The sequence below is a fragment of the Flectobacillus roseus genome (assembly GCF_030056595.1).
Lineage (GTDB): Bacteria > Bacteroidota > Bacteroidia > Cytophagales > Spirosomataceae > Flectobacillus > Flectobacillus roseus.
The window spans coordinates 234192-254280 of the sequence record NZ_JASHIF010000012.1; the positions used below are offsets into that span (position 1 = coordinate 234192).

Genomic DNA, 20089 nt, shown 5'->3' on the forward strand with positions numbered 1-20089 from the left:
CTGATTTTTAGTTTTTACCAATGGACATACGCCATCGGCATGGTTAATGATGTTTTAACCAAAACTACAAAATTCGGTAAAATGTTCTATTGGGCTTTATTGGTTATGGCTTTGTGTTGGGAAACACTTCATTTTCCAAGGCAATAAAATTGACCAACTCATACGATTTATTGAACATTGGAACAATCTGTACTTTGCATAGATAAGGTTCGCCATCAGCACGATAATTCGTCAAAACACCCTCCACAGGAATTCGTTTTTGGATATGTTCACGTATTAGTGCGAGCACATCGGCTTCTGTGTCTTTTCCTTGTAAAAATTTCGGTTTTTTACCTCTGGCAAATTTAGGCGTATAACCAGTCATACGCTCAAAACCAGTACTAGCTAACAAAATTGTTTGTTGAGGGTCAGTAATCACTACAGCATGTGAAGGATTTTTAAGGTGTAAACGAAAATCTGCCCAACGAATCCAACCTTGTTTGATGGCATAACGGCAAATTAGTTCATAATCATTTTGTGCCTCTTCGGACAAGGCAATAGGTGGTGTCATAAATTCATTGCCAATCAGTAGCGGATGAATCAAGCGGATACGCATAAAGGCATCCGAACTACTGTCTGAGGACAAATCAAACATACAAGTTTTGTTTAAGGTCTATCGATATTTTAGTAAAAAATAAAGAGTGAAAGTCTAAAAATCGTTGATTTTGTTTGAACTTTTTCTAAAATAGAATAAACAAAACAAAAACTAACACACTGATTATCAGATACTTCAATTTTAAATATACATAAAAATCAGCGATTTGATTCTCATTAGACCTAAGAAATATTTTAGACCTAAACCCTAAACGTGCCTACATCTATTTGAAAATCAGAATGGTTATGGGAAGGGTTAGGGTAAATTGTAGAGACGCAATATTTTGCGACTAAGTAATGTAGAAATCTTTGGTATTTTTAACAAACATGAATCTTCCCGAATTTTGGAATTAGGTTTATTCTCCTATTATTCATCAAAAAAGCGGTCGAAAAGTAATTTTCGACCGCTTTTTGGGGATAGATATAACTCGACTTAAGACGCAATCATTGCGTCGCTACTGGTGAAATGTGAATTTTAGGAAAAATCATTCACAACTCACTCATTCATCATTCACCATTATTCAATCGTTACGATTTTAGATAAGTGATTCCAGAAACTTGGATATGATTTTACGACCACGTCTGGTTCTTCGATTACTACATCTTCTACCAACGCCAATGGAGCAAAAGCCATTGCCATGCGGTGGTCGTCGTAAGTATGTACTGATACAGGCACTGCTTGACGCTCAGCTGCAGCAGGAGTCAATTGGTACTTATGATTGGTTTCGACTTCTTTCAAGGTAGCTCCAAACTTAATTAACTCATTTTGAAGCGCCATGATACGGTCTGTTTCTTTTACTTTTAAAGACTCAATGCCTGTCAAAGTCAATGGGATATTTTTAGCAGCAGCTACCACACAAATCGTTTGTGCTAAATCTGGACAGTTCGTAAAATCCCATTCTAATGAAGTAGCAGGCTCTATTTTAGTCAATTTAAACCCACGACCCGTGTACTCTGATTTCACGCCCAAGTGACTCATAATGTCAGTAACTACTGAGTCGCCTTGTAAAGAGTTTTCTTTCAATCCTAGCAATTCCAAAGAAGCATCAGCCTTATCTGACAAAGCCACAACTGAGAACCAATAACTCGCACCTGACCAGTCAGATTCAACGGCATACTCAATAGGATTATAGGTTTGTGGCGCCACTGTGATGGTTTTTGCATCCCAATCAGCTTGAACTTGCACACCAAATGCTTCCATTTGTTTCAAGGTCATTTCGATATACGGCTTCGAACCCAACTCACCTGTAATTTCCAACGTTAAGCCTTCTGGCAACAAAGGCGCTACCATCAACAATGCCGAAATATATTGTGAACTTACATCGCCACGAATCGCCAAACGATTGTTTCCTTTAAAATCAAAACCTTTTAATTGTAATGGAGGATAGCCTTCAGCTTTTACATAATCGATTTGAGCACCTAACTCGCGCAAGGCATCTACCAAAATACCGATAGGGCGCTCGCACATACGAGGTGTGCCTGTCATGGTTTTGATTTGACCAGTTACCGCATAATAGGCTGTTAAAAAACGCATGGTTGTACCAGCATCAATAACGTCAGCAATAGGGTCATTGGACGCTAATAAACGCATCATGGTTTGCGTATCACGAGCCTCTGCCAAGTTTGACAAATTATCATGCCCTTTGGCAAGTGCGTTGATAATCAAAGCACGGTTAGATTCTGATTTTGAAGACGGTAAAGGAATTTCCGTTTGGAAAGACTGTTGTACTTTGTGTAATAATAACTTTTTCAAGGTCAATGTCGGATTGTGGATGTCAAAGTCATCCTTTGGCATCGTGTATTTGGTTAATTAGAATCTTCCAAAGCATTAGCAAACGCCAGCGTTTGGATTCTTTTCAGAAGAATAACAAAATTAATCCATGAACCTAATCTTTCCTAATTTGTTACATGAATCGCACGACCAAGCGCCGTTTCTGGCTGATTTTATATTTAGGATACGAAAGCGGTTTGGCAATAAGACCAATTCCAATACATACCCCACTAAAGGCCAATAACCCCGGGCTAAGCTTTACAGGTTGATTACGCTGAACTTGATTAAGTACATCAATCACAGAAAACATCACCCCACCTGCTGCGATAGTCCCTGCTCCTTTGGATACGAAGGGGATATGTCGATACGGTGAGAAAATCATATCGATATCTTTGAGCGCAATTTCGGAAGTGATATGACTATCTTCGTCTGTAAAGAAAAAAGTACTATCAGCAATCTGCTCGATTCGTCCTGTAAATCGTATATTTTTCCCAATCAATTGAAATGAAATATCGCTTTCTTCAAAGAATCGCAACTTTTGTCCATAGCCTCTTGCATGCTCAATGGCCAAATATTTAATAGGTGTGTATTTGCCCGTACTATCTATAACTTTTCGGATACGCCCCAAACGAGTATTTTGGCTCAAAACACTCCAACTCATTAAACTCAATAATAATACTAGCAAAAATCTCATGGTGTAATGTTAAAGATGTTATCAGTTAACGGTATATCTGTTACAACATCAAACGACTAGTTATATTTTATTCCATAATCAGGTTTCAATTATCCAATAACAGATACTCCATTAACAGATAACGATTCCTCCTATTCAGGGAACTGACTTTTATCTAATCCTGGGATAAGTTTTAAGGCATTTTTATAATAAACTTTTTTCAAAATACCATCCGAAAGACCTAAGCCATACATTCTCCAGAAAGCATGATATTTTTTATGATATGGAAAATACTCGTCGTTGGTTTCCAATACTCTAAAATAAGTCGCATACTCAGAAGGCACCCATGAGTCTTTTCCAAAAAGAATTCGGTCTTGACGTTTTTCAAAAAATCTTTTAGCTGTATGTGGCTGACGACCCAACTCTGCAATCACTGCCCCTATTTCAACATACATATTTGGCATTTCGTCCATCAAACTATCCAATTTGGGTAAGTTGTTTGGGTACCAACCCATGTGTGCCGCTATAAAATTAGTTTTAGGATTTTTCTTGAAAACATTATGCTGTTGCTCAATAAGTTGCTCCCACGTAAAGTCATTTGATTTTTCGCCTGCATTTCGCTTTCTGTCTGGGTGCAATTTGAGTTCGAGCCAGCGCTCGTTAAAACGATCAACTGGTTGCCAAAAACGCTCTGGGTCAGCCGTATGAATTAGTACAGGGATCCCTAATTCGCCAGCTTTTTTCCAGATTGGGTCTAAGCGTGGGTCATCGACACGCACCAATTTATCACCATCTTTTACCGAAAAGCCAAGGTTTTTATAAATTTTCAAACCCTTTGCACCGCGGAGTTTTACATCATCTTCAAGTGTTTTTACCGCTTTTTCAGTCCATCCTTTGGTATTGATATTGGCAAAATCAATGTTAGTAAATACCGCAAAACGACTTGGATAATACTGTTTTATCTGCTCGATTTGTTTACTTAACGTTTGAGTACTTTTTGTTTCGTCACTTGTCCAACCCCTGCCACTCAAATTAACCATCAATTTCATATTGAGGGCGTTCATCTCAGTAATCAATTTGTCCAAATTTTCTTTTTCTTCATGTAAATTCCACTGATGATTATGAACATCAATAAAAGGAAATTTGGCTTTTGTGGTAATATGTTCGGGCACCACCAAAGTAGATTTTGGCTCGTACTCTTCAAAATTCACCGTAATTTGTTGAGCATAAGAGCTCATACTCAGTAGTAAAGCAGACAGTAGTAAATAATTGGATTTCATAAGATTTGAGGGGTTATTTCAGATAATCATAAAGGGATAAGTTCGCATTTAGTCATTTGTCAGCTCAGATTCGTCCAGATTGTCTGGTAAAATCGTAACAGATCCATAACGGAAACGACCTTGGTATATTTCGAGTAAATGTTCTAAGCGCCAAGCCGTAATATCGAGTTGACTGAGAGGTATTTCTTGGATTCGTCCATTATTGACAAAAATAAGATTTTCAGTATAGACATTTTTCTTCACCTCAGGTTTGATATGTAACCCATGTACCAATGCCCAAGAGACAAAAGGTTGTCCAACCAATTGTATGCCTTCTTGCGAAAGAATAATTTTAGGTTGTGGTTTATTATGCTTGACATACGTCCACCCCAAATAAGAAGATAGTAGCAACATCCCAAGTCCTGACCATAATTCTGCTTGGTTTAAAAAATACACCATATACAGCAAAGCTCCCAAAGCGCCAACTAACAGCATATAACGGTCTTGAGCTTTGGTAAAAATGGTAGTAAACTCTGGGATATCTGGATCATCTTCAAATACAGACAGTTCGTTTGGGTCGGTCATGCTTGATTAATTATGAATTAGTGAATGATGAATTGTGAACTTTTTAACCTATTTCGAATTTGTTTTTTTTGATTTCGGAAGTATAGCCAGTTCTCATTTCAAGACTTCGCTTTGGACTTAATTTTTAAATAGTTTACAACTTTATTAATAAAGTGAGTAACCAAGTCTAAAGACCTAAATGCCCCTTACTCTGTTTGTCGAGTAATAAGACTAATAACTTCTTTTACTTATTCTGAATTATTGCTCTAAGTAAAACATTTTCTTACCAGAATCATTCCATTTTTAGATAGTTTAACATTTTTGTCTCTAAAACAAGAACAGCCGACAAATATCTGTGTCGGCTGCTTTGTAAAATGTCAAAAAGATATTTTTGGTTGTATAACACGTAAAAAGTTACGTTTCTACAGAAAATCAATTCAATCTTGGGTCTGTCGGATAATTAGCCATTACCTTAAAATCGCCCCCCATGCCTTTAAGAACTGTTCGCCAAAAAGAGTCGGAAGGTGTATCAAATACGATTTCAGAAGTCGCCGAAGCCACAATCCACGAATCTTTTTCGAGTTCGTCTTTGAGCTGACCTCCGCTCCAACCTGAATAGCCCAAAAAGCATCGAATATCTTCAGGGTGAAGCACGCCATTATTCAAAAGACGTTTTACTTGCTCGAAATTTCCACCCCATACAACACCTTTGAGCAACTCTTGTCCACCGTCAATCAAATCTGGTCGGCGATGCACAAAATGCAGGGTGTTTTGCTGAACAGGTCCACCGATAAACAAGGGAACATCAGGATATACATTTTCCTCTAGGACATCCGCCAGTACTAGATTAGAGGTTTGATTGAGCACCAAACCAAAAGACCCGTAGGAATTATGATGCTCACAAATTAACACTACGCTTCGCTCAAAATTAGGGTCGCCCAAGAAAGGCTCTGAAATAAGCAAGTTACCCCTATTTACAATCCTGTTCTTCATAATATTCCACGTTTGAGTGTTAAACTAGTACTACAAAAACTAACTTTGTAATGCTTTCTGGCAATAGCGTAAGCACCAAAATTTTCATGGCTGATATACGTATCAGTATTAATCGTACATATTAAAAATACAATGCAAGTGCCAAAACTCCAAACGCTTTTTCTGTCTCTAGGCTCAAATTTGGGCAATCGTGAAGAGAATTTGAATCAGGCGATACAACTTATCCGACAAAACATAAGTACAAATCTTTCTATTTCAAATATTTATGAAACTGAGCCTTGGGGCAACTTAAATCAAGCAGGTTTTTTGAATTTGATATTAAAAATTGAAAATTCTTCCTTCGTTCCACACGAGATTTTAGAAAAAATCCAAAAAATAGAAAATGAGCTAGGACGAGTACGAGTAGAGAAATGGGGCGAACGCTGTATCGATATTGATATTATTTATTACGATGATTTGATCATTAACGATGCTCGATTGGTAATTCCGCATCCATTCGTACAAGAGCGGAAGTTTGTGCTAGTGCCCCTTGCAGATGTTGCTCCCGATTGGGTTCATCCTATTTTACAAAAAACAACCTTACAAATGCTACAGGATTGCCCTGATAGTGGTTGGATTAAGGTGTACGAAGGATTATAAAACTGTCTATTTCGGATATCGGATGTTGGATTTCGGAAGTAACCTCACTTCATTAGGGATGATGGTTGAAACTAATCAATTATCCCTTAAAGAAAAGTTTGTTTACAAGGAGAAATATCAAGAACGAATCACAAAAAAAGGCGATCGAAAAACTTATTTCGACCGCCTTTTTTCATGCTATAACTTATGATGACAAACCTCTAAACGCAAATATTGCGTCTCAAAGGATGAAGTGCATTAAAAATACATCACTCATGCACTCAATTCATCTATATTTCTTACAAATTCTCCGAAACTTTTGATTTGTCCATGGTGTCCATTGTCCCAAAAACATAATCCCAAAGTGGCGAGGATACACCAAACACTGCGTTACCATCTTTATAATGGTGTACTGCGTGATTGATCCACAGTTGCTTCAAGAAATTTTTTGGTGGCGCATACGCGTGTACAGCGTAGTGAACCAACAAGTAACTAGCATATCCCCAAATAAATCCTGGGAAAAATGCATAGGCAGCTTCGCCCATCAACACAAAAAATACTGAAAACAAGGTTACAGCCACTACAATAGCTAATACAGGAGGCATAGCCAAACGAGTTTTATCTTTTGGATATTCGTGGTGAACGCCATGAGCTACATATTGGAATTTGGCACGAGCCTCAGTTGTTGGGTCGATATGATAAACACTTCTGTGTACCCAGTATTCGATAAAAGTGAATGTGATAGCACCAATACCAAACAGCAAACCAATCAAACCATTTGAAAGATCTGTGTAAGTAAATGCATACCACCCTAAAACCGCTCCAGATACAAAGAACATCGTTACAGGAACAGCAATGTGAGTTCTCGACAGTTTCTCTAGAATTGGGTTTTCAAACAATTGTTTGGTACCACTGTTTTTGGGTCTCATTTTTTTCTGATTCGCTTCCATATCGTAATATACATGATGAGTTGTCCTTCTATTAAAATTGCACTAAAACAATAATTTTAATAGGAATGAGGTCTTATTATTGAATTATAACAACAAAGATACAAACTTTTAAAGTTCCTAATTCCTAATTTTTATTGATTTTTATCACAATTCATCATTTTTTCATACTGTTCTAATCTGTTTTATTCTCCGTTAATCCTCGGCTTTGGGTGATTTTTGTTTTATAATGAGTCTCAAAGATTGATCGTAGGTAACATAATTCCACAACCAGTTAATAAAAATCAAAAGGCGATTTTTAACCCCAACAATCGACATTAGGTGTACAAACATCCATGTCAACCATGCAAAAAACCCCTGAAATCTCCAGAAAGGCAAATCCACAACTGCCAAGTTGCGCCCAACCGTGGCCATAGAACCCAAATCTTTATAGGTAAATTCCTCCAATGGATTTCCTCTTAAAAGTCTAGGAAGGTTTTTTGACAATAGCTTTCCTTGCTGAATAGCAGGCTGTGCCACCTGTGGGTGACCATTTGGATAAGCATCCTCGGTCATAAAGGCAACATCGCCAATGGCAAAAATGTTTTGATGACCTTCTATCTGATTATATCTGTTTACCTTAATTCGTCCTCCGCGAGCCAATATTTCAGGATTTAGTCCTTCGATAAAGTTAGCTTTAATTCCTGCTGCCCAAACTAAATTATTCGTACGGATTTTTTCACCATTGTTCAAATACGCATACTTACCATCAAAGTCGGTTACACGGGTATTTAGAAAAACATTAACCCCCAATTGCTCCAGATATTCCTTCGATTTGATTTGCGCATTTTTTGACATCGGCCCCAACAATTCCCCTCCTGACTCAACGATATATACTTTCATTAAATCAAAATCTAATTCAGGGTAGTCCTTCGGCAATACATGGCGTTTCATTTCAGCCAAAGTACCTGATACTTCCACACCAGTAGGGCCTCCACCCACAACTACCACTGTCATTAATCCTTGACGAACATCATCACTGTCAGATACCAAGGCATTTTCAAAATTCTCTAGCAAGCGATTCCTCAAACCCAAGGCCTCTCCTACCGACTTCATTGGCAAAGCCTTTTCTTGGATATTTTTTTGTCCAAAAAAGTTTGTATCTGCCCCTATCGCCAAAATCAGATAGTCATAACTGATAGCGCCCAATTGCGTGATAATCTCCTGCGAGTCGGTACGCAATTCGGTAACTTCGGTAATACGAACATGAACATCTTTGTAATAATGGAAGGCCAATCTTAGCGGAAATGAAATGGCTGATGGCTCTAAGCCTGCGGTGGCTACTTGGTAGAAAAGAGGTTGAAATTGATGATAATTATTTTTATCAATCAACACTATCTGAAAGTCTTCGCTATCGGCTAGGTCTCTGGCAATTTTCAAACCACCAAATCCTGCGCCAATGATTACCACACGCTTTTTGGTAGTTTCGGGAATATTGGGTGTCATAGGCATCAATGAATATGTTGAAACATAAGTATTTTTCAACATATTCAGTCTAGTTATTAAAGGATCAAAAGTTTTTAATGATAGTTTTAATCTCAAATTTTAGATAGAGCATTTTGGCTCGAAATCTGAAATTATTTAGCATTTTTCACCGTAAAATTGAGCATAACAAAACCAATCGTCATCATGCTCAATTTTGTAAGTATATCTATGCGCTATATTTTTTATATGACTAACTTCTCACATCCTCCTGACACAATTGCCCTAATCTACGAACATTTTTTCAGGAAACTTCCAGCTCTTTGCTGTGATTTGCTCATAATATTGCTCATACAACGGTAAGATATTCGCAATATCAAATTCTTTGGCTCTGTCGAGGGCACTACTTTTGAAGGTTTGTAAACGTTCTTCATCTTCGAGAATATAAATGGTATTTTTGGCCATATCCTCTACGTCGCCTATTTCGCTGATAAAGCCCGTTACTCCATGTACATTTACCTCTGGAATACCGCCAGCATTTGACGAAATCACAGGTACTTCACACGCCATTGCCTCAAGTGCTGCCAAACCAAAACTTTCTTTTTCTGACAATAATAAAAAGATATCTGCCAATGACAAAACCTCCTCAATAACATCGAGCTTACCCAAGAAACGCACATCGTTTTGTACACCTAACTCACGACAAAGCATTTCGATAGAAGTACGCTCAGGGCCATCGCCCACTAATAGCAATTTGCTTGGTATTTTCTGATTTACCAAATGAAAAACTCTCACCACATCTTCAATACGTTTTACTTTTCTAAAGTTGGAAGTATGCATGAGGAGTTTTTCGCCATGAGGACATATGGCAATTTTAAAATGGTCTTTTCTGAGTTTTTTAAAACGCTCTAAATCGATAAAATTCGGAATCACTTGAATATTACTGATAATTTCAAATTCCTCATAAGTATCATTTTTGAGACTTTCAGACACGGCAGTTACCCCATCAGACTCATTAATTGAAAAAGTTACCACTGGCTCGAAAGACGGATCTTTGCCCACCAAGGTAATATCAGTACCATGAAGCGTCGTGATGAAAGGGATATGTACACCTTTAGATTTCAGAATTTGCTTTGCCAAATACGTTGCCGAAGCATGTGGAATCGCATAGTGTACGTGCAACAAATCGAGCTTTTCAGTCAATACCACATGGACAATTTTACTCGCCAAAGCCGACTCATACGGCAAGTATTGAAACAAAGGGTAACTTGATACACTTACTTCGTGGTAATAAATATTTTCATTAAAAAAATCTAAACGCGACGGTTGACTGTAGGTAATAAAATGTACTTCATGCCCTGCTTTGGCAAGTGCTTTTCCAAGCTCTGTGGCTACAACACCACTACCGCCATAAGTGGGATAACATACTATTCCGATTTTCATTGAATTACTTGAGATTGAGTGTTTGATGGTAGTCTGATGTACTTCACATTAGATTGTCGAAATAACGAACAATCTAATAAGAATCACTTTTTATTACTCGCTACTGTTTAAAATTACAAAATAGAATAATATTTATGGAACAGTTACCATTTGGTATCATCATTTAGCCAAGAGTCTTAATCTCTGGGCTGTAATCATTTGGGAATAAGCCAAAAGGACAACAGATTTATCATGAATCTTGAAAAACTTTTTGCTTGACAAACGTAATTTATAATTTTCCTCCTTCTTTGGTAAAAGATGATTTGAGAATACAACACCGAAAAATCAAAATTTTCTCCCCAACTGATAGAATTTCTTCAAGGGTATTCATGTTAGGTAGATAATTGACCATATTGCAAGTGGCTAATAAATCTATTTTGTAAAAAATAGTAGATTTTTTCTTGATTGGCTTTTAACAGATAACCTCGTCAACTCGTTACAACATATAAAACAAAGCGCGTAATTTTGTTTTCATGAAAGATACTTCTCACAAAGTCACCTTGGGACAATCAATTTTGGCATTTGTTCGGCTTATTAGATGGCCTAACTTGCTGATTATTGCTTTTACCCAATACTTCACTCGAATCTTCTTAATCCTAGAAGCAGATTTGACGTGGAGTAATGTAATCGACGTCTTTCTAGACTACCAGCTGGCTCTTATTGTGCTTTCAACGCTCTTTATTGCTGCATCTGGCTATATTATCAACGACTATTATGATATCAAAATAGACTTAGTCAACAAACCTCATCGGGTAGTGATTGGGCGATATATCAAACGTCGTTGGGCTATGGTCATCAATCAAATCTTCAATGTAGCAGGACTTCTTTTAGGTTTATTTGTGGGTAAGAAAGTCTTCTTGGTCAACCTTTTGGCAGTATTTTGTTTGTGGTTATATTCCAATCAATTGAAACGCTTGCCGTTTTGGGGTAACTTAATGATTGCCATTCTCACGGGATTTTCGTTGTTGGTATTGGCAGTACACTACCCTGGGCATCAGCGCGAGGTATGGATTTATGCAATCTTCTCCTTTGAAATCACCTTAATCAGAGAGATTATCAAAGATATGGAAGACCTCAAAGGTGACGAAAAACATGGTTGCAAAACCTTACCAATCATCTGGGGAATCGCCCGCACCAAATTACTCCTTTATGGCCTTATCGCCATCTTCACAGCTTTACTTTTCATTTTGGCAACTCAGCTTCCACATAGCCGTATTGGATATGTTTTTATGGCATTGATGCTTCCTTTGGCCTTTTTGACCTACCGCTTGGTATATGCAGACAAATCAAAAGATTTTGCTTTTTTGAGTAATGCCTGCAAAATTCTCATGATACTCGGCGTGCTTAGTATGATGCTGGCTTAGGAAAGAAAAAAGGTTTCTCAAATTGCACTAGAATGCTGATAAGTTTTTCTGTATTTTTGTGGGAATTGGTCTTTTATTAACCAGAGAAAAAAGTAGTCCTTATGGAAATAAGGGAACAGGCACAAAGACACAGAGTTATTAGAGGGAATCAAGCACTCAAATAACTTTCACTTTATGCCTTGTGCCTTTGGCACTTATCCCTTAAACAACTCGCTTTAATCACTTCATACCCTAAAAAATCATGTATCACGAATCTGTAATGCTTCATGAGTGCGTAGAAGGACTCAATATACGCCCCGATGGCGTGTATGTTGACGTCACTTTTGGTGGAGGCGGGCACTCTAAAGCAATTTTGGAAAAACTTGGAGAAAAAGGCAAACTCTATGCTTTTGACCAAGACCCAGATGCTAAAAAGAATGCCAATCTTATTGACGATAAACGCTTAGTTTTTATTGAAGCCAACTTTAGATATATCAAAAAATATCTTCGCCTACACGGTGTCAAACAAGTAGACGGGATATTGGCTGACTTTGGTATTTCATCGCACCAAATCGACGAGCCAACTCGTGGGTTTTCAACTCGTTTTGACGGCGAACTCGATATGCGTATGAATCAAAAAGCAGAAGTATCGGCCTATACTGTTATCAATAAGTACCCTGAAGAGCAACTGCATAAAATTTTTGGTATGTATGGCGAAATCAAAAATGCTCGTACACTTGCTGGTGCTATCTGCTCAGAACGAATGAATCAGCCTATCAATACTACGGGCGAACTTAAAGCAATTTTGGAAAAATATGCGCCAAAATTTAAGGAGTTCCGTTATTTTGCACAGGTATTCCAAGCCATTCGTATCGAAGTGAATCAGGAATTGGATGTCATTCAAGAATTCCTTGAACAAACCCCAGAACTATTGCGCGATACCGACAGTCGTTTATGTATTATGACTTTCCACTCGTTAGAAGACCGTCTTGTGAAAAATTATATCAAATCAGGCAACTTCTATGGTGAACTTCAAAAAGACATCGTTTACGGAACTGTTGACAAACCGCTAGAAGCTGTGTCTCGCAAACCTATTGAGGCTTCTGCTGACGAATTAGCTCGCAACAACCGTTCTCGTAGCGCCAAACTTCGTATTGCAACATTGTCTAAGTAACGACTCTCAACCTTCTCCCAACAATGGCAAGAAACGTTTCGAAGAATGTAACACCCAAATCTAGCTCTACTCGCAAGAGTAATGGCAAGGGGCTATTTTCAATTATTGATACAATTTTCAACATGGATCGCCTCCTTGGGGGGGAGTTCCCTGCGTATCAATTGCGCTATTTACTTTGGCTATCGTTTTTGATTGTCCTCTACATTGCGTCATCGCTACACTCGGAGAGCTTGATTCACCAAATAGACAAAACCAAAGCTGAAGTAGAAGAGCTACGTGCTGACTATACCACGCAACAAGCTGATTTTATGAAAGCAGGAAAACAGTCTGAAATCATCAAAAGAGTGGAGTCTATGGGCATTGAGGAAAACAAAACCCCTCCTACCAAAATCATTGTTAAAGATTGGTAAGCTTTAAGCCTAATTCCTATGGCTTAAAGTCCAAAACGTAATAAGGCACTCAACCAATAGAAGTTTATATCTATCAAGCATTTTGTAATCTCGTCGAGCCTATATTTATAAGCTCTTCAATCAATAATCCCTTTGTTATGAATATCAAGAAAGACATCGTCATACGTATTCGTGCTATGTTTTTGTTTATGCTCTTATTGGCTGCGGGTATTATCTGGAAGATATTTTTTCTACAAACTATCGAGGGTAATAAATGGCGTGAAAAAGCAAAAATGTCTTATGTAGAAGAGCGTACGATTGAGGCTGTTCGTGGAAATATATTTGCCGACGATGGTAGTTTATTAGCTACTTCTCTTCCCAAGTACAAGTTGGGCTTTGACCCTTTGGTAAGTAGAAGAAATAAAAAAAATGCCAAAATCTATGATGATGGAATAGACTCACTTTGTCATTTTTTGGCCAATTTTTATCATGATAAAACCGCTGAAGAATATTACTCTCAAATTGACCTTGCAAGACGCCGTAAAATCACCTATATCGTTCTCAACAATGACTTGATTTCTTATCAAGATGTTAAGAAAATGCGAAAATGGCCCGTATTTCGAGCTGGTAAGTATAAGGGAGGTGTCGTATTTGAAAAAGTAAATGTTCGCTACAATCCATTTGAAAAAATGGGTGTAAGAACCATCGGCTACAAAAAAGACAAAGAAAAAGTAGGTATCGAAAATGCCTTCGATGTTGAGCTTTCGGGAACATCTGGCAAAGGTGTCTTCGAAAAAATTGTCGGAGGAAGCTGGCGACCTGTAGAAGGTGGCGAAAAAAGTATTCCCGTACAAGGACTAGATGTTCATAGTACGCTCAACGTCAATATTCAGGACGTTGCCGAAACATCGCTCATGAATGCACTTCGCAAATACCGTGCAGACAAAGGTTGCGTAATCGTGATGGAAGTAGCCACTGGCGAAATCAAAGCAATGACCAATCTCTCAAAAGTTGGCAAAGATAGTTCCTACTATTCCGAAACTTACAACCACGCCGTGCTCAATCGTACCGACCCTGGTTCGGTGTTCAAACTTCCATCAATGATTGCCATTATGGAAGAAGGCGGTTTGGAAAATACAGAATTGGTTAATACTGGCGACGGTACCATCAAAATCGGAACCCTCACCACCGAAGATTCAAAAAAAGGTGGTCATGGGACGATTCCTGCACAAGAGGTTTTTGAGGTATCTTCCAACGTAGGAATTATGCGCTTGATGCAGAAATATTTTGGCGATGCCAAGCAGAAAAAATATTATGAGTATCTCAAAAAGTTTCACTTAAATGAGCCACTCAAATTTCAGCTAAAACCAGATGTTTCACCCGTCATCAACGAGCCAAAAGCGGGCGACAAAACAGCCATGTATTGGAACTCCATTGGTTATGGCGAACTCATTACGCCATTGCAAATGCTTACTTTTTACAATGCTGTAGCCAATAATGGCAAATGGATTCAGCCTATTATTGTGAAAAGCACTAAAATTGCAGATGAGGTGATGCAAGATTTTCATGTTGGGCAAACCGTTTATCCAGACCCAATATGTTCAGAAAAGACCCTAGAAAAAGTTCGTAAAATGCTAGAAGGAGTTGTTGAACATGGCACTGCCAAAAATATCAACAATCCTATGTACAAAATTGCTGGGAAAACGGGTACTTCTCAAAAACTTGTTAATGGTAAATACCGTGAGGGAATGTACTATACCTCATTTATGGGTTTCTTCCCTGCCGAATCGCCCAAATATAGTATTGCAGTTGTGATTGATAATCCTCGTGGGGTTAAGCTAGAAGCCCTTTATGCAAGTGATGCTTGTGCGCCAGTTTTTAAGGAAATTGCAGATAAGATTTATGCCAATGATATTCAAATGCACAAGCTGTTGATTAAAGAGGACGGCTCAAAATTAAATTTTGCCAAGAAAAAAATAATTGCGCATTCTTCAGATATTAAGGCATTCAATGATGAAATGTCCATCGAAACAAGCCCTCAAACAGAAGGCTGGACAGCAGTAAAACAAGATAGTCAAAACTCGTTCAACTACGAAATCAAATACAATAAGAAGAACCGCGTTCCCGACACCCGTGGTATGTCTTTGCGCGATGCCATGTATGTGTTAGAGAATAAAGGCTTGAAAGTAAGAGTGAAAGGAATAGGCAAAGTAGCAAGTCAAAGTATTCCTCCTGGCTCAAACTTTACCTCGGGGCGTACAATAGAGCTTGTCCTTCAATAAAACGTTATTAGTTAATCATAATTAGTCGTGTACGAAGGAATATGAAACTGTTTATTTCGGATGTTGGATTTCGGAAGTGTAAGCTTTTATTTTTTGTAAAAAATAGAGGTATTTTACTTTATTTCCGAAATCAGAAATCCCAAATCCTTAATAATTAGAATTCCTTCGTACAACCCTAAATCGTAATTCGTTATTTGAAGACAGAAATAATAGGAGCTTCAGGCAGCATCTGTATGCCATAGGCTAAATATTGTGCTTGCCTAACGCCTACGGCTTATAGCCTAGAGCGTATTAATGCATTTTTTGCTATTTTTTCAATTATGTAGGTAAATATTCGTATTTTTAGTTTCCCGTATCAAAAATCACAAGCTATTTATCAAGCCATTAATCGCATGACATCTTTTGTGCCGAACCCACAATCAACCGAACCACCACAAAAAAATAAGACCATACGAAACAGCGTTATAGCTGGGGCAGGTCTACTCCTAGGATACTTTCTTTATCATCAATACATCCAAGCACAACTCCAAGTGAGTCAGATGCAAATGAATACTGAGGAAATCAAAACCATCAATACTGATATGGGACGACTCCGAGAAGATATTCAGGATAATAGAGATGGAATTCAAGAAAAGCAACGCAAAATCGACGAGCTAAAACAACAACTTGAGACAGTTCAAAAAGAAAGTAAGGAGCAAAGCGAAGAACAACGTCGAGAGGTAGTACAAATGCTCCAACGACAAATCAATCAGCTTTCGAGAGAAAAAGATGAATTACAGGTTCGTTTGAATAAAACAATTGGTGAATACGAAACTAAAATCACTAGTTTCCAGAAAATTATCAAACAAAAAGACAGTATTATTTCAGGGCAAAATACCACCATTCATCAGCTAGAAGATGTACTTGCTCAAAAGCAAAATGAGGTAAAAAAGCTTGAATTTGAGCTGAAAGAAACCAATGATGTCATAGAATCTCTCGACGATAAACTTCATGTAACTATTACCAACGTGAGTTTTTATGCCAACGGTTTTGATGATGCCGACGACGACCTGAGCAATAGCAATAACAAATCGAAAATTACTGAAGTTGGGGTATTTTATTCGCTCAGTCGTGAAATCCGTAGCGCTGAGCATATTCTCGTAGAGCTATCCCTTGGGAATCAACGCATTATAGGAAAGAAAGAATTTTCGAGTAAAGATATTGAAGAAATCCAAAAACAATCAAAGCAAAACGGCGTCGAACGCCCTCTGAGTATTAAAATTCAGAAAGGCTCTTTTGATGTTCCGCTCAAAATCAACTTCTATGTCAAAGTAGGTAGCCACAAACAACGACTATTCTTGATTGACTCGAAAGTGATTCCTGCGATTAAAAGTAAAAAGTTTATATAATTCCTGAAAAGCGCTCACAAAGCGCTTTTTATGTTACCTTATGAAAACAGTTACACAAATTTTCCAACAAGTAAAAATAATCTCTGTTTTGGGTAATCCCGAAGTAGAGATTTCGCAACTCACCATCGACTCTCGTCAGGTTGGTCCACAAACGCTTTTTGCTGCCCTAAAAGGCACTCAAACTGATGGTCACTCGTACATCGAAAAAGCTATAGAATTAGGCGCAAGCGCTATTCTTTGTGAAGACCTGCCAGAAGTGATTCACTCAACCGTAACCTATATCCAAGTAAACGATTCGGCAGAATCCTTGGGGTATGCTTCATCCAACTTTTATGATAATCCTTCCAGTAAACTTAAGCTAGTAGGGATTACTGGGACGAACGGCAAAACAACAACGGTTACATTACTATTCAGACTTTTCAGAAAATTAGGATACCGCTGCGGTTTGATTTCGACGGTTCAAAACCAAATCGACGATACCGTTATTCCTTCTACTCATACTACTCCCGATTCTATCAATTTGAATAAGCTATTGGCCGAAATGGTAGAGGCTGGTTGTACTTATGCATTCATGGAGGTGAGTTCACACTCCGTTGTACAGCATCGCATTACGGGATTATCGTTTACAGGAGCCATTTTCTCAAACATAACCCACGACCACTTAGATTTTCACAAAACTTTCGACAATTATATCAAAGCCAAAAAAGGCTTCTTTGATATGTTGCCAAAAACAGCTTTTGCCTTAGTAAACATCGACGACCGTCGTGGCTCGGTGATGGTACAAAATACCAAGGCCAGTATCAATACTTACTCGCTCGAAACACTTGCCACTGTAAAAGGTCGTATTGTTTCAGACAGTATTTATGGCTTGGAAATGGAGATTGACAACAAAGAAGTGCACTTCCAATTAATCGGTACATTCAACGCCTATAACCTTATGGCTATTTATGGTGCTGCGATACTTTTGGGTGAAGATAAAGACGAAGTACTCATCAATATGTCGAGTCTTCAAACTGCACCAGGACGTTTTGAGCAAATCGTTTCGCCTGATACACGCAAAGTTGGGATTGTAGACTACGCGCACACACCAGATGCGCTCGAAAATGTTTTGAAGACGATCAAGCAAATCAAAGATGGTAATCAGCAAGTCATTACGATTGTAGGCTGTGGAGGAAATCGTGATGCGACCAAGCGCCCAATTATGGCAAAAATAGCTTGCGAGCTCAGCGACAAAGTTATTCTGACCTCAGACAACCCTCGTTTTGAAGACCCTGAGGAGATTTTGGCGCAAATGCAAAAAGGTGTCCCTCCTATCGATTTCAAAAAAACCAAAACTATTATCGACCGTAAAGAAGCGATTCACTTTGCCATTAATGAACTATCTGAAAATGGCGATATTATTTTGGTAGCAGGCAAAGGACACGAAACTTATCAGGATATCCAAGGTGTAAAACACGATTTTGACGATAGAGTTATCATCCGAGAAGCCTTTGGCATATAATCCAGACTTGAGGATAGCATCAGATTTAAAAGACAAATTGTCTTACAGATAGCTCAATGCTCATACTCAGGCAAAACTTTTCCCTTTTTTAACCAAGTTTATTCAATAAAAAAGTAGAAATTTGACAAAATAAACATCCCTTTTCATCAAATTTCTATCCACTGAACCATGCTTTATTATCTTTTTGATTATTTAGATAAACATTTTGATTTCCCAGGGGCAGGGGTATTTCAATATATCACTTTTCGCGCTATTGCCGCAACTATAACCTCATTGGGTATTGCAGCAATCTGGGGAAAAACGGTTATTAACATGCTCCGTAAACTTCAAATCGGCGAAGATATCCGCGATTTGGGTCTTGAAGGACAAATGCAAAAAAAAGGTACACCTACTATGGGTGGCTTTATTATTTTGTTATCACTGTTGGTTCCAACCTTGCTTTTTGCCAAGCTTCATAATGTCTACATTATTTTGTTGATTACAACAGCCGTATGGTTAGGCGCAGTAGGCTTTTTGGATGACTATATTAAGGTATTTCGTAAAAATAAAGAAGGGCTTTCAGGACGATTTAAAATAGTTGGGCAAGTAGGACTTGGACTAATTGTTGGGCTCACGATGTGGTTCAATGACGATATCAAAGTACGTACTTACGAAAAAGCGACTATTGCCGCTAATATCGGTGAAGTTCAAAAGTTTACAGACTCAAAAGACTTAATCACTACGGTTCCTTTCTTGAAGAATAACCAATTTGATTATAGTTACCTGTTACCAGACTCAATGGATCAATACACATGGATCCTATATGTTCTTGTGGTTATTATTATCATTACGGCTATTTCAAACGGTGCCAACATTACCGACGGTATTGATGGACTAGCAGCAGGTACCTCGGTGATTATCGGTATTGGTTTAGCGATTTTGGCTTATGTATCGGGTAATAAGGTTATTTCACAATACCTCAATATTATGTTTATTCCAAACAGTGGAGAGTTGGCCGTCTTTTGTGCCGCCTTTGTGGGAGCATGTGTCGGGTTTTTGTGGTATAATGCCTATCCTGCACAAGTATTTATGGGCGACACGGGTAGTTTAATGTTGGGTGGTGTAATTGCAACATTGGCCATCGTAATCCGTAAAGAGCTGCTGATTCCTGTATTGTGTGGTATTTTTGTGGTCGAAAACTTATCCGTAATCATTCAAGTAAGTTACTTTAAATACACCAAGAAAAAGTATGGCGAAGGACGCCGTGTTTTCTTAATGTCACCACTTCATCATCATTATCAGAAAAAAGGATACAACGAATCTAAAATCGTAACCCGCTTCTGGATTGTATGTATCATCTTAGTTGTGGTATCGCTGGTAACCTTAAAATTACGTTAGAAATAAAGGATTGACTATCTTTAGTCCCAAGAAATAGAGACATTTGTTATTCGGTTGTGACAGATTTCTCACTTAAAAAGGAGTTAACGCACAACGTTAACTCCTTTTTTTATGTCCATCATGATGGAGGTTCACTTCCAAATATAAAGCCATTCGGCATTGATACCTTTGTTTATACCTATGGTCTAATCAAACAACCGTTTATAAAAACTTGTTAATTAGCCATAAAGTCAA

At 38.1% G+C, this 20089-nt stretch carries 17 protein-coding genes; 8 read left to right on the forward strand and 9 right to left on the reverse strand.

All coding sequences use genetic code 11. From position 1 onward, the window contains the following. Positions 1-103 precede the first annotated feature (103 nt). The 6 genes from QM524_RS16230 to QM524_RS16255 form a co-directional block, all read right to left on the reverse strand. Positions 104-634: a PAS domain-containing protein gene (locus QM524_RS16230; RefSeq protein ID WP_095164134.1), complete on the reverse strand. Its 531-nt coding sequence runs from the start codon at positions 632-634 to the stop codon at positions 104-106. Positions 635-1150: 516 nt separating this feature from the next. Then, a complete protein-coding gene (locus QM524_RS16235) occupies positions 1151-2386 on the reverse strand; it encodes a 3-phosphoshikimate 1-carboxyvinyltransferase (protein ID WP_283345402.1) in 1236 nt (411 codons plus the stop codon). A 151-nt stretch (positions 2387-2537) separates the two neighbouring features. Then, a complete protein-coding gene (locus QM524_RS16240; protein WP_283345379.1) occupies positions 2538-3098 on the reverse strand; it encodes a hypothetical protein in 561 nt (186 codons plus the stop codon). Positions 3099-3229: 131 nt separating this feature from the next. Beyond that, positions 3230-4357: an amidohydrolase family protein gene (locus QM524_RS16245; RefSeq protein WP_166579574.1), complete on the reverse strand. Its 1128-nt coding sequence runs from the start codon at positions 4355-4357 to the stop codon at positions 3230-3232. Positions 4358-4405: 48 nt separating this feature from the next. Further along, entirely contained in the window at positions 4406-4921 is a 516-nt protein-coding gene (locus QM524_RS16250; RefSeq protein ID WP_283345380.1) for a hypothetical protein, read from the reverse strand. Positions 4922-5332: 411 nt separating this feature from the next. After that, positions 5333-5893, reverse strand: coding sequence for a YqgE/AlgH family protein (locus QM524_RS16255; RefSeq protein ID WP_095164138.1), 561 nt, complete (start codon positions 5891-5893; stop codon positions 5333-5335). Between the two features lie 138 nt (positions 5894-6031). Here QM524_RS16255 and folK point away from each other — a divergent pair, with 138 nt between their 5' ends. Further along, positions 6032-6532, forward strand: a complete 501-nt coding sequence (gene folK / locus QM524_RS16260) for a 2-amino-4-hydroxy-6-hydroxymethyldihydropteridine diphosphokinase (RefSeq protein WP_283345381.1) — start codon at positions 6032-6034, stop codon at positions 6530-6532. 278 nt (positions 6533-6810) lie between these two features. Here folK and QM524_RS16265 read toward each other — a convergent pair whose 3' ends face one another. From QM524_RS16265 to bshA, 3 genes are all read right to left on the reverse strand, one after another. After that, positions 6811-7440, reverse strand: a complete 630-nt coding sequence (locus QM524_RS16265; protein ID WP_229242219.1) for a sterol desaturase family protein — start codon at positions 7438-7440, stop codon at positions 6811-6813. Positions 7441-7653: 213 nt separating this feature from the next. Continuing rightward, positions 7654-8943, reverse strand: coding sequence for an NAD(P)/FAD-dependent oxidoreductase (locus tag QM524_RS16270; protein ID WP_283345403.1), 1290 nt, complete (start codon positions 8941-8943; stop codon positions 7654-7656). Between the two features lie 261 nt (positions 8944-9204). Further along, complete coding sequence (bshA, locus tag QM524_RS16275; protein WP_283345382.1) at positions 9205-10362, reverse strand: N-acetyl-alpha-D-glucosaminyl L-malate synthase BshA; 1158 nt, start codon at positions 10360-10362, stop codon at positions 9205-9207. Positions 10363-10874: 512 nt separating this feature from the next. On the opposite strand from bshA, the gene QM524_RS16280 reads away from it, so the two are divergent. The 7 genes from QM524_RS16280 (at position 10875) to mraY (ending at position 19855) form a co-directional block, all read left to right on the forward strand. Further along, the gene (locus tag QM524_RS16280; RefSeq protein ID WP_283345383.1) at positions 10875-11765 is read left to right on the forward strand and encodes a geranylgeranylglycerol-phosphate geranylgeranyltransferase; all 891 of its coding nucleotides are present in this window, start codon (positions 10875-10877) and stop codon (positions 11763-11765) included. Between the two features lie 241 nt (positions 11766-12006). Beyond that, a complete protein-coding gene (rsmH, locus tag QM524_RS16285) occupies positions 12007-12918 on the forward strand; it encodes a 16S rRNA (cytosine(1402)-N(4))-methyltransferase RsmH (RefSeq protein ID WP_095164143.1) in 912 nt (303 codons plus the stop codon). A gap of 23 nt (positions 12919-12941) precedes the next feature. Next, complete coding sequence (locus QM524_RS16290; protein ID WP_095164144.1) at positions 12942-13328, forward strand: FtsL-like putative cell division protein; 387 nt, start codon at positions 12942-12944, stop codon at positions 13326-13328. Positions 13329-13465: 137 nt separating this feature from the next. Beyond that, positions 13466-15589, forward strand: a complete 2124-nt coding sequence (locus QM524_RS16295; RefSeq protein WP_095164145.1) for a penicillin-binding protein — start codon at positions 13466-13468, stop codon at positions 15587-15589. Between the two features lie 392 nt (positions 15590-15981). Continuing rightward, the gene (locus QM524_RS16300; protein ID WP_283345384.1) at positions 15982-16977 is read left to right on the forward strand and encodes a coiled-coil domain-containing protein; all 996 of its coding nucleotides are present in this window, start codon (positions 15982-15984) and stop codon (positions 16975-16977) included. A 40-nt stretch (positions 16978-17017) separates the two neighbouring features. Continuing rightward, a complete protein-coding gene (locus tag QM524_RS16305) occupies positions 17018-18478 on the forward strand; it encodes a UDP-N-acetylmuramoyl-L-alanyl-D-glutamate--2,6-diaminopimelate ligase (RefSeq protein WP_283345385.1) in 1461 nt (486 codons plus the stop codon). A 168-nt stretch (positions 18479-18646) separates the two neighbouring features. Further along, the gene (gene mraY / locus QM524_RS16310) at positions 18647-19855 is read left to right on the forward strand and encodes a phospho-N-acetylmuramoyl-pentapeptide-transferase (RefSeq protein ID WP_095164149.1); all 1209 of its coding nucleotides are present in this window, start codon (positions 18647-18649) and stop codon (positions 19853-19855) included. Positions 19856-20089 lie beyond the last annotated feature (234 nt).

Excerpts from the sequence above, each read along its gene's own strand:
- QM524_RS16300 (WP_283345384.1), top strand. The coding sequence starts at position 15,982 with ATGACATCTTTTGTGCCGAACCCACAATCAACCGAACCACCACAAAAA.
- QM524_RS16240 (WP_283345379.1), bottom strand. The coding sequence starts at position 3,098 with ATGAGATTTTTGCTAGTATTATTATTGAGTTTAATGAGTTGGAGTGTT.
- rsmH (WP_095164143.1), top strand. The coding sequence starts at position 12,007 with ATGTATCACGAATCTGTAATGCTTCATGAGTGCGTAGAAGGACTCAAT.
- bshA (WP_283345382.1), bottom strand. The coding sequence starts at position 10,362 with ATGAAAATCGGAATAGTATGTTATCCCACTTATGGCGGTAGTGGTGTT.
- QM524_RS16255 (WP_095164138.1), bottom strand. The coding sequence starts at position 5,893 with ATGAAGAACAGGATTGTAAATAGGGGTAACTTGCTTATTTCAGAGCCT.
- QM524_RS16305 (WP_283345385.1), top strand. The coding sequence starts at position 17,018 with ATGAAAACAGTTACACAAATTTTCCAACAAGTAAAAATAATCTCTGTT.
- QM524_RS16245 (WP_166579574.1), bottom strand. The coding sequence starts at position 4,357 with ATGAAATCCAATTATTTACTACTGTCTGCTTTACTACTGAGTATGAGC.
- QM524_RS16270 (WP_283345403.1), bottom strand. The coding sequence starts at position 8,943 with ATGACACCCAATATTCCCGAAACTACCAAAAAGCGTGTGGTAATCATT.
- QM524_RS16280 (WP_283345383.1), top strand. The coding sequence starts at position 10,875 with ATGAAAGATACTTCTCACAAAGTCACCTTGGGACAATCAATTTTGGCA.
- QM524_RS16250 (WP_283345380.1), bottom strand. The coding sequence starts at position 4,921 with ATGACCGACCCAAACGAACTGTCTGTATTTGAAGATGATCCAGATATC.
- QM524_RS16265 (WP_229242219.1), bottom strand. The coding sequence starts at position 7,440 with ATGAGACCCAAAAACAGTGGTACCAAACAATTGTTTGAAAACCCAATT.
- QM524_RS16230 (WP_095164134.1), bottom strand. The coding sequence starts at position 634 with ATGTTTGATTTGTCCTCAGACAGTAGTTCGGATGCCTTTATGCGTATC.
- QM524_RS16290 (WP_095164144.1), top strand. The coding sequence starts at position 12,942 with ATGGCAAGAAACGTTTCGAAGAATGTAACACCCAAATCTAGCTCTACT.
- QM524_RS16295 (WP_095164145.1), top strand. The coding sequence starts at position 13,466 with ATGAATATCAAGAAAGACATCGTCATACGTATTCGTGCTATGTTTTTG.
- mraY (WP_095164149.1), top strand. The coding sequence starts at position 18,647 with ATGCTTTATTATCTTTTTGATTATTTAGATAAACATTTTGATTTCCCA.